A 13,007-nucleotide genomic window follows, 5' to 3' on the forward strand; every position below is an offset into this window, starting at 1 on the left:
TAACAAACCACCACATAGAACTCGGCTGTGTGGTGGCTATATGTGCGGTTAATGACCTTCTTTGGCGTGATTTAGGGTGTATTTGGGGATTTCGATTAATAAATCTTCTGTGCCGATAACGCATTGGCAGGATAGGCGAGAGTCTGGTTCAAGCCCCCAAGCACGGTCAAGCAAATCGCCCTCAATGTCGTCCATTTCGTCAAGACTGTCAAAACCTTGACGGACAATGACATGACAAGTTGTACAGGCTTTTGACATATCGCAAGCGTGTTCAATTTTGATGCCATTATTTAGCATGGCTTCACATAGATTATCGCCTGAATTAACTTCAATGGTTGCACCTTCTGGGCAGATTTCATGATGAGGTAAAATAGTTACAGTGGTCATAATAATCTCTTTTAAATGGCTATGGAATTACCAATCGCTTGTGTGTGTGCCTGCAAGGGCATTTTTGACATTGCTGTCCATAATAACGCTGGCAAAATGATCGCTGTGTGGCTTGAGTGCAGTTATTTGCTTGTCAATTTGAGCCTTGTCATCGGTAGTGATGGCGTGTTTGACGGCTTGTATATGCGTCAGTAGGGTTTTGTGCTGCTCATCAGTTAGCAACTCGGCAAACTCTTCAAGTGCTGAAGTTAGGGCGATAATTTCTCGCTCTGCTTCAACTTTGGTTTCTATTAACATTCGAGCAGCCTTGTCAGCTTGGGCGTGGATAAAGCCAGCCTGTAGCAACTGTTCTTGCTGTTCTTCTGACAGACCATAGCTTGGGCTGACTTGGATTTGGCTCACGACATCAGTGGTGGTCTCTCGTGCCGAAACCGTCAGCTGACCATTGGCATCAATGGCATAGCTAATCTCGATGCGTGCAAAACCTGCTTTCATTGGCGGTATGCCATGCAGCTCAAAGCGTGCCAGACTGCGACAATCCGCAACTGTATCTCGTTCACCTTGCACGACATGAACCACCATGCCTGTCTGACCATCTTGATGGGTGGTGAAAGTTTGTCGGCGTGTTACAGGAATGGGGGTGTTGCGAGGAATAATCACTTCCACCAAGCCGCCCATTGTCTCAACGCCGAGCGATAGCGGTGTTACATCAAGTAGCAGCAAGGCATTATTAGACTGATTAACCAGTTGGTCAGCGGCAATGCTGGCACCGATTGCGACCACTTCGTCAGGATTGATATTGCAAAGCGGTACACGCTCAAAATGCTGCTCGACCGCTCTTCGGATAACGGGCATTCGAGTTGAGCCACCGACCAGAATAATATCGGCAAGAGCTGCTTTGTCAAGTTTGGCATCAAGCAGAACTTGCTCACAGGCTTGCAGCGTACGGCGAATGACAGGCTCAATGATACTGCTTAGTGTCTGATTGTCCAGTGTGGTTTGTAATTTGGTGCCAGCAATCTCAATATCAATCTCAACAGCATCATGATGGCTAAGCTGCTGCTTGCAGTTTTTGCTGACTTTTGCTAAATGGGCTTTTTCGTCATTGCTAATCTCGCTGGGATTTTTATTGGCAGCTTTGATAAGCCAATTGGCAATCAAGCGATCAATATCATCACCACCCAAAGCAGAATTACCACCTGTTGCCAAAACCTCAAAAACGCCATCGGATAAATTCAGCAGCGAAACATCAAAAGTACCACCGCCCAAGTCATAAACCAAATAATTACCGTTGTTGGTATTTTTGTCCAGTCCGTAGGCGATGGCAGCGGCGGTCGGTTCATTAAGTAGCCTTAGTACGGTCAGACCTGCGGCAGTGGCAGCATCTTTGGTGGCCTGTCGCTGTGCATCATCAAAGTAGGCAGGCACGGTAATCACCGCTCCTTGAATGCTGTTTGCTGGCAGGGCGGCTTCGGCGTGGTTTTTTAGGTATTTTAGGATATGAGCCGAAGTTTCTACAGGAGATTTTTCACCTTGTGCGGTAACAAATGCAGGCATGGTATTATGATTGCCTGCCAGTTGATAGGGGTGTGAAAATTTAATGTCTGATTTGGCACGACCCATAAAGCGTTTGGCAGAGATGATGGTGTTTTGGCTGTCGTCGGCGTGTGCCAATGCTGCATTACCAATCAGCGGCGTGTTGCTATTTTTGCCATAATACACCACCGAAGGCAATAGAGGTGAGTTGTCAAAGGGCAGGACATCGGCACGCCCCGAACGCACAACTGCAACCAGTGAGTGTGTTGTACCTAAATCGATGCCCAATGCGTAGCGGTGCTGATGTGGGTTTTTGCTTTGATTGGGTTCGCTGATTTGTAATAAAGACATGATGGTTTCTTAATGCTAAGTTAATTTTGGATAAATTCAGACATACAGTTCATCGTCAGTATTGTCTTTGGCTAGGTTTTCGCTTGTTTTGTTGGCAATATCATCAAGCAGTCTGGCGGTAAATTGCAGTTTTTTGCTGGCATCAATTGCTTGCGACCAATTCTGATTACCATAAGCCTCAATAAAGCGTTGTGCCTGTGCCTGATTGATTAAACCAACCTGCTGTGCAATTTGGGCAAGTTTACCGTTATCAGAGGTATCGTCAAGCTCAATACGCAGCTGCATCATGCTGTCCAAAAACTCCCAATCGGCAATGGATTCTGACGCATCAACAACCACGCCTGATAGTTGCAATAAATAATCAGCACGACTGTCATCAGCCAGCAAAGTTTGATAAGCATGGTTGATAAGAGATGCCTGTTGATTGCTGCCGTGATTGGCAGTATTGCGGTCTGGGTGGTGCTGTTTTTGTAGAGCTAAATGTGCTTGCTTGAGGGCTTGTTTGTCAATATTAAAATCAACAGGCAGACCAAATAAAGCAAAAAAATGAGCATCAGACATAATAAGTTCCGATAATTAACGCAAAATCATCATCAAATAAGCCTTGTCAAGACAATGCTTATCGATAATCCTTAGACGGTGAACGATTCGCCACAGCCACATTCACCCGTTTTATTTGGGTTGCTGAATTTAAAGCCAGAATTTAGCCCTTCGGTAACATAGTCCATCTGTAGACCATTTAGATATACCAAACTTTTGGGATCGACAAATACCGAGACGCCTTCGCTGACAAAACGCTCATCACTGCTGTCAGGTTCATCAACAAATTCAAGCACATAGGCAAGCCCAGAACAGCCTGCTGTACGCACACCAACACGGATGCCCTCGCCACTACCACGATTTTGCAAAAACTCTTTAACATGTTGAGCGGCACGACTGGTTAGACTGATCATCATTGCTCCTTAGATTGACAAAATGGCAAATCGCCACCAAAGCCCAAGCGATTAGGCTTGAGCTTTGGTTTGGTAATCGGCGATGGCTGCCTTGATGGCATCTTCGGCAAGTACCGAGCAATGCACTTTTACAGGGGGTAGGGCAAGCTCTTCGGCGATGTCTTTGTTTTTGATGGCGGCGGCTTGGTCGAGTGTTTTGCCTTTTAGCCATTCTGTTACCAGTGAGCTTGAGGCAATTGCCGAGCCACAACCATAGGTTTTAAACTTTGCATCTTCGATGATGCCATCGTCGCCAACCTGAATTTGTAGTCGCATAACATCACCACAGGCAGGGGCTCCCACCATACCTGTGCCGACATTTTTGGCGTTTTTGTCAAGATTGCCCACATTGCGAGGATTTTCATAATGGTCAATAACTTTGTCTGAATATGCCATGATTACTCTCTTTTGTTTGTGATTATTGTCAAAAGTTTTAGTGAAAATATGTTGAAATAATCAGCTTTAATAACAATTTTCTTAATTTTTTCTTACAATAGCGTTTGTCAATCGCCTTGCTTGTGTTGTACAAAAGAACCGCTGTTCATTTGTGGCTTTGCTGCGGACAATTCACCAAATTCGCATTTATGATGGGCTGATAAATTGTCCGTTTTAAGCAGGATTTTGGTTCAAATTTCACTGCATTTTGCCAAACTGGCAGTCTTATGACTTGTTGCTTTACCCAAGCCATGCGGTCAATCAACTGCCGAGCGATTAATTTGCAAAAGGCGGTGGATTAATGCTCCTGCCATTCAACTTTGCTAAAATCCACGCCTTCTTTGAACATATCCCACAATGGCGAAAGTTCACGCAGTTTATCAACGGCTTCATGGATTTGTGCCAAGACGCGGTCAATGTCTTCTTCGGTGGTGTATCGACCGAAACTAAAGCGAATTGATGAGTGTGCCAATTCATCAGGACGACCGATGGCACGCAATACATAAGACGGCTCAAGGGTGGCTGAGGTACACGCTGAGCCTGATGACACCGCCAAGTCTTTTAGGCTCATCATTAGGCTTTCACCCTCAACGAAGTTGAAGCTGACATTGAGAATGTTTGGCACACCTTGGCTAAGGCTACCGTTTAGATAAACCTCTTCAATGTCTTGCAAGCCTTGCCATAGTTTATCGCGTAGGGCTGTGATGTGTGCATGATCTTCATCAAAGCGTTTGGCAGACAGTTCAAATGCCTCGCCCATGCCGACAATTTGGTGCGTTGGCAATGTGCCAGAACGCATACCTCGCTCATGACCACCACCGTGCTGCTCTGCTTTGATGCGGACGCGAGGTTTGCGGCTGACATACAATGCACCAATGCCTTTGGGGCCGTAGATTTTATGACCGCTAAAGCTCATCAGGTCTATTTTTAGCTCTGCCAAGTTTAGCTTGATTTTGCCGACGCTTTGAGCTCCATCAACATGAAAAATAATGCCTTTTTCACGGGTGATTTCGCCAATGGCGGCAATGTCGGTAATTGTGCCAAGCTCATTATTGACCGCCATCAGACTTACCAAGATGGTATCAGGGCGAATGGCATCGGCAACTTGGCTTGGGTGAATCAGCCCAGTGCCTTGTTCAGGCTCAAGATAGGTAATCTCAAAGCCTTCGGTCTCTAATTGACGGCAAGTGTCCAAGATGGCTTTGTGCTCAATTTGGCTGGTGATGATGTGCTTGCCACGGCTTTCATAAAAATGTGCCACGCCTTTTAGGGCAAGGTTGTCCGATTCGGTTGCACCGCTGGTAAAGACAATCTCGCGTGGGTCAGCACCGATGGTTTCGGCGATTTGCAAGCGGGCATTTTCGACCGCCTCTTCGGCTTGCCAACCAAAGCCGTGCGAGCGAGAGGCTGGATTGCCAAAGATGCCATCAAAGGTCAGGTATTTTGCCATCTTGTCAGCAACCTCATGGGCAACAGGCGTGGTGGCGGCATAATCTAAATAAATCAAAGAATTCTGGCTCATGCTGGATTTCCAATCAAATTGACAGTTGTGATTTGTGAATTGTCTTTTTTGTTGCCACACAGTCGATGCTCTTGGCGGTCGGCGATGGCTTGGGTATTTTTGGTTTCTAAAAGCTGTGCTAAAGTAACATTTTTTAGATAATTTTCGATATGTATGGATAGGTCATGCCATAGGTCATGTGTCAGGCACATAGAGCCATCTTGGCAGTCGCCTTTGCCGCCACATTGGGTGGCATTGATGCTTTCATCAACGGCGATAATAATGCTCATCACATCAATTTCGTTTAGGGGTTTGGCAAGGTGATAGCCACCTGCCGCCCCACGCGTGCTATTGACCAAGCCTTTTTTGCGAAGTTTGGAAAATAGTTGCTCAAGATAAGATATGGAGATGGATTGGCGTTTTGCAATGTCGGATAAGGACACAGCACCTTTATGGCGATTCTCTTGGACAGCCAAATCCAAAAGGGCAGTGACGGCATACCGTCCACGAGTTGTCAAACGCATTATAATAATTCCAAAAAATTGCCTAATTCCACTTTGGCACAGTGGCCTGTGAAGTTGGGTGGTTAATGTTGCCTATTATAATAATTCCTAGTAAACAGGTCAAGATTAAATCAATAAAAAATCCATCAAATTTTTCAATTTCATGGATTGATTTTATCAATTAATGGTTATTTGCCCAGCCGATGGTTGTTTGTTGTTAGATAAAAAAGTGCAAAACCGTGCTGACAATGGCGGCAAAGGCAGCGACAATCATGGCAACAAAAGTCGATTTTTGTTTGCTGGCAAGCTCGGCCAGTTGAATGGATAGGCGTTTGTTTTCTGTAGATAATGTGTCAATGCGTTCGGCTTGCTCGGCAATTTTTTGTTGATAATCGCTGTTTTGTTTGGCTTGGCTTTCGGCGGTTGGTTTTGGTTTTTGATTGCCTGTAAATTTGGTGATGAGATTTTGGATAGCACCACCAACGCCAACACGCAACAAAAATGCCTTGAAATTCTCAACCATCACAGCTTCACCACGGATTTGTAGCGACTCAATGTGGCTTGGACTGTGGTTAATAAGTGCATTAACAAGCTGAAAGCTATAAGCATTTACCGTGATATCGGCATTGACATTGGCTGGCAGCTGACTGTCCAGCAAAACACCACGATAGCCAAAAGTGGCATAGATGGTGGTGTGGGGTAGGTAGGAGCGAATACAAACCACCGTGCCTGCCTTGGCAAGTGGATAGGCAAGCTGGCGTAACTTCGGATCAAGTCGCAACATCAGAGCAATCGCAGATTCAATAAAAATCAGCACAACGCCAATCAGACTACGAGAAACGATGCCACCTGCTGGTTGCTGTTCGCTGTCATTTTGTGGCGTTTGGGTTTGTAGTGCGTTTGGGGTATTTGTCGTCATTGATTGTTCCTGATATATTTTTGGCTATAAGCAAGTAAGGCTGCTTGTCGTTTGGCGAGTTATTTGCTTGTAGAATTTATCATAATATTGTTGATTTATCCAGTCACCAAGCTGCACTTGGTAGAGTTGATGATAAAATTGGCTGATTTCATAAAATTTGCCAAACTTTGCCAGTTTTATGTATTTTGATTATCTTACCGCATCTTGATTGAGAAAAATAGCAACTTTTTGCAATTTTTTGCATAAAAATTGGAGAATTGTTGGTTGTTTTTGTTACCATATCCATCACAGTGGTTGCTAATTTGTCAAAATTATCATGTCAGCACGCTGGTAATGACTGGTTTGTGCTGCTGATTTTTGTTGGAAAATGGCTTAATTTCTGCAAATTTTCACAAAAAATGCAATTTTTTGTGATTTTCTGCAAATTTTTGTACTTTGGCACTTGTAAAACTTTAGCAATACTTTTAAAATGCATGTTTAAATACGCTTGGGAAACTTAAGCAATATTTTAATTGTTAAATCCATTACATGAGGATAGGTTATGAATAAGTCAGAATTGGTTGATAATATTGCAAGCCTTGCAGGTCTAACCAAAGATCAAGCCACCAAAGCATTGAATGCTTTCACTGAAAGTGTACAAGATGCACTGCAACGCGGTGATTCTGTTACTTTGGTTGGTTTTGGTACTTTTAGCGTTAAGGAGCGTCAAGCACGCACTGGTCGTAACCCAAAAACGCTTGAAACCATCGAAATCCCTGCAAGCAAAGTACCAAGCTTCAAAGCAGGCAAAGGTCTAAAAGACGCTGTAAACTAATACCAGCAATCAAGCTGTGATATATCTAAAAAGCTACCCTTTGGTGGCTTTTTATTTTGCCAAGATGATGATGGCTGGATATTTTTGCAAAGTTACAAAAAGTATTTTGAGAAATGACAAAAATTAGCGTATTATAGTAAGGTTTATATTGACTACTTGATAAGAGCAAAGTGTAATCCTATGGAAAAAATGCGGAATTTCTTAAACAGTTGGCCGGGTCGCTTGGTGCTGATTGGTACTTTGGTGCCGATGGCGTTTTTGGGCGTTGGGACTTTTGGTGGCCCTAAGATTAAGCCAAATGAGCTGATTAAGGTTGGCGACCGAGTGGTTGATGTTAGCACTTTTCAGGCAGAATTAAATGCCGAACGCAATGCGTTGATTGAGTCGGGTGTTGATGCCAGCTTGATTGACGAGCAGGCGTTAATACAGATTGTGCTAAAGCGTCTGACCGATAAGGCATTGCTTGAAAATCAGGCTTCGGTGCTTGGCATGACGGTGTCAGATGAGATGATTACGCAGCTGTTGCAACAATTTCCTGTCTTTCAGGACAATGGGCAGTTTTCTAATGAAAAATTTGCCAGCTATTTGCAACAAAATGGGCTGACCAAAGATGTGCTGTTTCAAATTGAGCGACTTCGCCTGAGCCTGCGTCAGTTAATCACCAGCATTTTGGGGACGGCTATTTATCCAGACAGTCAAGTTTCAAGATTGATTGATTTGCAGCTAGAATCACGAGAAGTGTGGGTGAATCGTTATAAATGGCAGGATTATGCCGATCAGGTGTCGGTCAGCGATGCAGAAATTCAGGCGTATTTTGAGCAAAATAAACAATCGCTCACCAAGCCTGCAACGGTTGATTTGAGCTATATTGAGCTTGATGCCAATCAATTAAAAGTCGATGAGCCAAGCGAGGAGGAGATTCGTGCTCAGCAAGCTGCTTATTTAAAAGAAAACGGCATTAATGCTGGTCCGCAATTGGCTCAAATTTTATTAACAGGAGCAGATGCCGAAGAGCGTGCCAAGCAGATTCGGGCAAAGCTGGATGCAGGCGAATCGTTTGAGGCACTTGCCAAGCAATATTCCGATGACCCAAGTGGGGCAAATGGCGGCGATATTGGCACATTTAACCCCAATGTTTTTGGCAATGATGGGGTGGCTATCGAGCGTGCATTGTCTGGATTGGGCATAGGTCAGGTTAGCCAGCCTGTCAAAAGTGGATTTGGCTATCATATTTTTAAAATTACCAAACTCAATGACAATTCGGCGATTTTGGCAAATGCACGCAATGAATTGCTGGCTCGTGCGGTGCAATTTAAGCGATCTCAAGCCTTTGAGGAATTGTCAGCAAAAATCAACACAATGGCGACCGATGGTATGGGTGCAGCAGATATTGCCAAGCAAACAGGGCTGACAGTTGCCCAAATAGCCGCTTATCCACAAACAGATAATGACACAGCACTGAACCAGCCTGCGATTATTGCTGCGGCTTTTGATGATTTCACCATTCAAAATCAAGGTGTCAGCCCGAATATTTTGATTGGTGAGAAAAATATTTGGCTGCAACCAAGCAATTATCAGCCAGCGCGTGCCTTGAGCTTTAATGAAGCAAAACCTGTGATTAAGCAGCGATTAATTCAGCAAAAAGCCAGCAAACTTGCAATGGCAGCGGCACAGCAAGCAGTAGAGGCGGCAAAAGCATCACCAGCAGAGCTTGCCAGATTGACAACGCCAAGTGCTAATATTGGCATGAGTACACGCATCAATCCCTTGCTTGATTCGCTTGAGCTGGCAAGTTTATTCTTGAACCAAAGTGGTAACGATAAAGATGTCTGGGCGGTACAAACCGAATCAGGAGCAAGCGTGATTGTCGGTGGCAAGGTGCAAAAAAGTAGTGAAAGTCCACTGTCCGCCGAAGATCGTATGCGTGTTGTTGCGGTGATTCGTGATAATATCGGTGCAGATCAATTGGAAGATTATGTGCATTATCTGCGACAAAGTAGCGAAGTGGTCATCAATGAAGATGCCCTTAAAGCCCAGCAGCGATAATCTTAATAAAAACCTTAAAGTTAAACTTTAAGGTTTTTTTGAATACAAATAATCGTGCTGCAAATACTTGGCAGATGTGGCAGGGTGGATTGATTTGTCAAATTAAGAATTATCAAAAAAAACGGTGCATGAACACCGTTTTTTGGTTTGTGTAATTAATGTCTAAAATGACGCATGCCAGTAAAGACCATGGCAATGCCGTGTTCATTGGCAGCGGCAATCACTTCATCATCACGCACCGAACCACCCGGTTGAATGATACATTTAATGCCAGCGGCGGCGGCGTTGTCTATACCATCACGGAATGGAAAGAAGGCATCTGATGCCATGACGGCACCTGCGACGCTTAAGCCTGCGTGTTCTGCCTTAATCGCGGCAATGCGAGCAGAATTGACACGGCTCATTTGTCCTGCACCAACACCGATGGTTTGTCGATTTTTGGCGTAGACAATGGCATTAGATTTGACATATTTGGCAACTTTCCATGCAAAAATCAAATCATCAAGCTCGGCATCTGTTGGTGCTTTTTCGGTAACGACTGTTAAGTTAGACTTATCAATCATGCCCAAATCTTGCTCTTGTACCAACAGACCGCCTGTAACACGCTTAAAGTCAAATTGAGCATGGCGTGCGTTGATGTCTGGCAATTCGCCACAGGTGAGTAGGCGGACATTTTTTTTGCTGGCGACAATCTCAGCCACACCGTCTGCTACTGTTGGAGCGATAATCACCTCAACAAATTGACGGTCGATGATTGCTTGGGCGGTGGCGGTATCCAGCTGGCGGTTGAAGGCAATAATACCGCCAAAAGCTGACTCTGGGTCGGTTGCATAGGCCAAATCATAAGCCTGCAAGATGCCTTGTTCGCTCACCGCAACACCGCACGGGTTGGCGTGTTTGACGATAACGCAAGCTGGCTTGGCAAAGGATTTGACGCATTCTAGGGCAGCATCAGTATCGGCGATGTTATTATAAGAAAGCTCTTTGCCTTGTAACTGCTTGGCGGTGGCGATAGATGCCTCGCTGGCATGATTTTCTACATAAAATGCTGCCGTTTGGTGGGGGTTCTCGCCATAGCGTAATTCTTGTGCCTTGATAAATTGCTGGTTGAAGGTGCGAGGGTACTGGCTTGTGGCATCAGCATTATCTGGGTTGTTATTAGCCGTGTCTGTTGGTAGGCGAGCACCTAGCCAGCTGGCAATCATACCGTCATAAGCAGCCGTGTGTTCAAATGCTTTCACCGCCAAGTCAAATCGAGTCGCATGGCTTAGATCGTTTTGATTGTTTAGTTCATCTAATACACGGTTGTAGTCATTTGGGCTGGTGATGATGGCGACATGGGCGTGATTTTTGGCAGCAGAACGCACCATGGCAGGGCCGCCGATGTCAATATTTTCAATGGCATCGCTCATGCTAACATTGGGCTTGGCGATGGTTGCGGCAAAAGGATATAAATTGACTGCAACGATATCAATGCGGTCAATGCCATGCTCTGCCATAACGCCATCATCAACACCGCGGCGACCCAAGATACCACCGTGAATTTTTGGGTGCAAGGTTTTGACACGGCCGTCCATCATTTCGCTAAAGCCTGTATGTGCCGAAACTTCAAGGGCATCAATACCATTTTCCGTCAGCAGTTTATAAGTTCCACCTGTGGACAAGATATCAAAACCTGCTTTGATAAGACCTTGGGCAAATTCAACAATGCCTGCTTTGTCAGATACGGACAATAGGGCAAAACGCTTTTGATTCATAATTCAACCTAATAAATTTATTGAGATTTTTTTGTCAATAGCATTGACTGTCGATGTGATACCATCGATGATTGAGCATAAAATAATACCATTGATTACCAAATTTATAAAGTGCTAAGCCGTGATTTGTTGTGTTTTTTAGCAAAAACAACCATCATGAGCGGGCTTGATTGCTGATGCTGTTAGCAAATTGATTGGCTAAAATCAACCTTGGTAGTGCAAGCAATTACCAGTCAATGCAATCTGGATCTTGGTGATTATGACTGCGACTGCAAAGAAAATAAAAAACTGCCCAATGTGGGCAGTTGGCATGCGATTTACAGCAGGCGATATGATTTTAATTTGGTGCGTAAAGTTCCTCGATTTAGCCCCAAAATTTTTGCTGCTTTGGATTGATTGCCGCGAGTGTGCTTTAAGGTGGCAATTAGCAAGGGTTTTTCTAATTCTGCCAAAAAAATCTCATACAGATTGTTTGCCTTTGCATCGCCCAAAGCGGCAAAATATCGCTGTGCGGCATCTTCAACATGGACATGGAGAGGGGTAGTGTTTTCGGTTTGTGTTGTCATTGTTATACTCGTAAGTTTATCCAAAGAATTTATCAATGCAATTAAATATTTAAATAAAACAAAAGCAACTCATTTATGTCATTTTTGACAGAAATTGCGACTAATGTTAGCAAAGCATTGTCAATTTGGCTGTGATTTTTGTGTTATGATATGTAGCAAGTTTGTAAATATTTATTTTTTGATACCGCTTAAGCGATGCCAATGATGATCGTTGTCATTATCATAACAAAATGGAGCGTCAAGCTCAAAATAAGGACGATAAGCGTCTTCAACCTCTTGAGTCTGTGATTGAATCAACCCTGCCAGCACTATCGAGCCGTGTGGCTTTAATAATTGCTGAAAAGTTGGGGCAAAATGAATCAGCGGCTTTGCCAAAATATTGGCAGTGATGGTATCGGCAAGCTCGTCATGTGTGTTGCGATACTGGTTAAACTCTTCTGGCAAAAATGCAATGAGCTTGTCAGCAACACCGTTTAGCTCGGCATTTTGGCGTGTGGCAAGGATTGCCTGTGGGTCAATGTCCACCGCCAGCACTTGTCTTGCACCCAGCAATAGGGCTGCCACGCCCAAAACCCCCGAGCCACAACCATAGTCAATCACCAATTTATCTGCCAAATCTTGCTTGGCAAGCCAGTCTAGACACAGTCGGGTGGTGGCATGATAGCCAGTACCAAAAGCCAGGCCTGGGTCAAGGATAATGTTGATTGCTGTCTTATCAGGCGGACTGAGCCACTCAGGAACAATCCATAAACTATCTGCACATTGAATGGGCTTATAATGGCTCATCCATTCGCGTGTCCAGTCTTTATCATCAAGCCGTGTCAGCCAAAATCTCGAAGCCTGAACCTCGGCTGCAATGGAGGCTGCTAGGCTTTCAAAATCCATGCCTGCCAAGCTGTCATCGCTGTTGGTATCAAAAATAGCGGTCAGTATCACTTGCGACCACAGTGGCTCTTCGCCAGGCAATGGCTCAAACAATGGTTCATCGCCAGCATCTTCTAGCAAGATGGAGACGGCACCTGATTCATAAAACAATGCCTCAGCAAGCTCAACAGCAGATTGTGGGCATTGTAGGTGAAGTTGTTGCCAAGACATAGATTTCCTCAATAAAATAACCGATATTGTGCGGTGATTGCGACACAAGTTGTGTGGCGGCAAATCTTACCAAATTTGCACCATTATAACAAAATTATCAGACAA

13 protein-coding genes are annotated in these 13,007 nt (G+C 44.5%); 2 read left to right on the forward strand and 11 right to left on the reverse strand.

All coding sequences use genetic code 11. The features are described 5' to 3' along the window. Window positions 1-48: 48 nt before the first annotated feature. The 8 genes from fdx to EL162_RS05655 form a co-directional block, all read right to left on the reverse strand. The gene (gene fdx / locus EL162_RS05620; protein WP_076555283.1) at window positions 49-387 is read right to left on the reverse strand and encodes an ISC system 2Fe-2S type ferredoxin; all 339 of its coding nucleotides are present in this window, start codon (window positions 385-387) and stop codon (window positions 49-51) included. Window positions 388-414: 27 nt separating this feature from the next. Next, window positions 415-2,274: a Fe-S protein assembly chaperone HscA gene (gene hscA, locus EL162_RS05625; RefSeq protein ID WP_126330681.1), complete on the reverse strand. Its 1,860-nt coding sequence runs from the start codon at window positions 2,272-2,274 to the stop codon at window positions 415-417. Window positions 2,275-2,310: 36 nt separating this feature from the next. Further along, complete coding sequence (gene hscB / locus EL162_RS05630) at window positions 2,311-2,835, reverse strand: Fe-S protein assembly co-chaperone HscB (RefSeq protein WP_126330683.1); 525 nt, start codon at window positions 2,833-2,835, stop codon at window positions 2,311-2,313. Between the two features lie 71 nt (window positions 2,836-2,906). Then, window positions 2,907-3,227: an iron-sulfur cluster assembly protein IscA gene (iscA, locus tag EL162_RS05635; RefSeq protein ID WP_126331683.1), complete on the reverse strand. Its 321-nt coding sequence runs from the start codon at window positions 3,225-3,227 to the stop codon at window positions 2,907-2,909. Window positions 3,228-3,278: 51 nt separating this feature from the next. After that, on the reverse strand, window positions 3,279-3,662 hold the full coding sequence (gene iscU / locus EL162_RS05640; RefSeq protein ID WP_076555287.1) for a Fe-S cluster assembly scaffold IscU: 384 nt from the start codon (window positions 3,660-3,662) through the stop codon (window positions 3,279-3,281). A gap of 337 nt (window positions 3,663-3,999) precedes the next feature. Then, window positions 4,000-5,223, reverse strand: coding sequence for an IscS subfamily cysteine desulfurase (locus EL162_RS05645; RefSeq protein WP_126330685.1), 1,224 nt, complete (start codon window positions 5,221-5,223; stop codon window positions 4,000-4,002). Then, the gene (locus tag EL162_RS05650) at window positions 5,220-5,726 is read right to left on the reverse strand and encodes an Rrf2 family transcriptional regulator (RefSeq protein ID WP_076555289.1); all 507 of its coding nucleotides are present in this window, start codon (window positions 5,724-5,726) and stop codon (window positions 5,220-5,222) included. The genes EL162_RS05645 and EL162_RS05650 overlap by 4 nt, the downstream gene beginning before the upstream one ends. 196 nt (window positions 5,727-5,922) lie before the next feature. Next, entirely contained in the window at window positions 5,923-6,624 is a 702-nt protein-coding gene (locus EL162_RS05655; RefSeq protein WP_227543382.1) for a hypothetical protein, read from the reverse strand. Window positions 6,625-7,165: 541 nt separating this feature from the next. Here EL162_RS05655 and hbs point away from each other — a divergent pair. Both hbs and EL162_RS05665 read left to right on the forward strand, forming a co-directional pair. Then, a complete protein-coding gene (gene hbs / locus EL162_RS05660) occupies window positions 7,166-7,438 on the forward strand; it encodes a non-specific DNA-binding protein Hbs (RefSeq protein ID WP_076555291.1) in 273 nt (90 codons plus the stop codon). A 180-nt stretch (window positions 7,439-7,618) separates the two neighbouring features. Continuing rightward, on the forward strand, window positions 7,619-9,484 hold the full coding sequence (locus EL162_RS05665; protein WP_126330687.1) for a SurA N-terminal domain-containing protein: 1,866 nt from the start codon (window positions 7,619-7,621) through the stop codon (window positions 9,482-9,484). Between the two features lie 155 nt (window positions 9,485-9,639). Here EL162_RS05665 and purH read toward each other — a convergent pair whose 3' ends face one another. The 3 genes from purH to prmA form a co-directional block, all read right to left on the reverse strand. Next, window positions 9,640-11,241, reverse strand: a complete 1,602-nt coding sequence (purH, locus tag EL162_RS05670; protein ID WP_126330689.1) for a bifunctional phosphoribosylaminoimidazolecarboxamide formyltransferase/IMP cyclohydrolase — start codon at window positions 11,239-11,241, stop codon at window positions 9,640-9,642. 317 nt (window positions 11,242-11,558) lie between these two features. Continuing rightward, a complete protein-coding gene (locus tag EL162_RS05675; protein ID WP_126330691.1) occupies window positions 11,559-11,807 on the reverse strand; it encodes a helix-turn-helix domain-containing protein in 249 nt (82 codons plus the stop codon). A 171-nt stretch (window positions 11,808-11,978) separates the two neighbouring features. Continuing rightward, entirely contained in the window at window positions 11,979-12,902 is a 924-nt protein-coding gene (gene prmA / locus EL162_RS05680; RefSeq protein WP_126330692.1) for a 50S ribosomal protein L11 methyltransferase, read from the reverse strand. Window positions 12,903-13,007 lie beyond the last annotated feature (105 nt).

This window comes from Moraxella cuniculi (assembly GCF_900637105.1).
Lineage (GTDB): Bacteria > Pseudomonadota > Gammaproteobacteria > Pseudomonadales > Moraxellaceae > Moraxella > Moraxella cuniculi.

Coding starts and splice junctions, on each gene's coding strand:
- fdx (WP_076555283.1), bottom strand. CDS start 387: ATGACCACTGTAACTATTTTACCTCATCATGAAATCTGCCCAGAAGGT.
- hscA (WP_126330681.1), bottom strand. CDS start 2,274: ATGTCTTTATTACAAATCAGCGAACCCAATCAAAGCAAAAACCCACAT.
- hscB (WP_126330683.1), bottom strand. CDS start 2,835: ATGTCTGATGCTCATTTTTTTGCTTTATTTGGTCTGCCTGTTGATTTT.
- iscA (WP_126331683.1), bottom strand. CDS start 3,227: ATGATCAGTCTAACCAGTCGTGCCGCTCAACATGTTAAAGAGTTTTTG.
- iscU (WP_076555287.1), bottom strand. CDS start 3,662: ATGGCATATTCAGACAAAGTTATTGACCATTATGAAAATCCTCGCAAT.
- EL162_RS05645 (WP_126330685.1), bottom strand. CDS start 5,223: ATGAGCCAGAATTCTTTGATTTATTTAGATTATGCCGCCACCACGCCT.
- EL162_RS05650 (WP_076555289.1), bottom strand. CDS start 5,726: ATGCGTTTGACAACTCGTGGACGGTATGCCGTCACTGCCCTTTTGGAT.
- EL162_RS05655 (WP_227543382.1), bottom strand. CDS start 6,624: ATGACGACAAATACCCCAAACGCACTACAAACCCAAACGCCACAAAAT.
- hbs (WP_076555291.1), top strand. CDS start 7,166: ATGAATAAGTCAGAATTGGTTGATAATATTGCAAGCCTTGCAGGTCTA.
- EL162_RS05665 (WP_126330687.1), top strand. CDS start 7,619: ATGGAAAAAATGCGGAATTTCTTAAACAGTTGGCCGGGTCGCTTGGTG.
- purH (WP_126330689.1), bottom strand. CDS start 11,241: ATGAATCAAAAGCGTTTTGCCCTATTGTCCGTATCTGACAAAGCAGGC.
- EL162_RS05675 (WP_126330691.1), bottom strand. CDS start 11,807: ATGACAACACAAACCGAAAACACTACCCCTCTCCATGTCCATGTTGAA.
- prmA (WP_126330692.1), bottom strand. CDS start 12,902: ATGTCTTGGCAACAACTTCACCTACAATGCCCACAATCTGCTGTTGAG.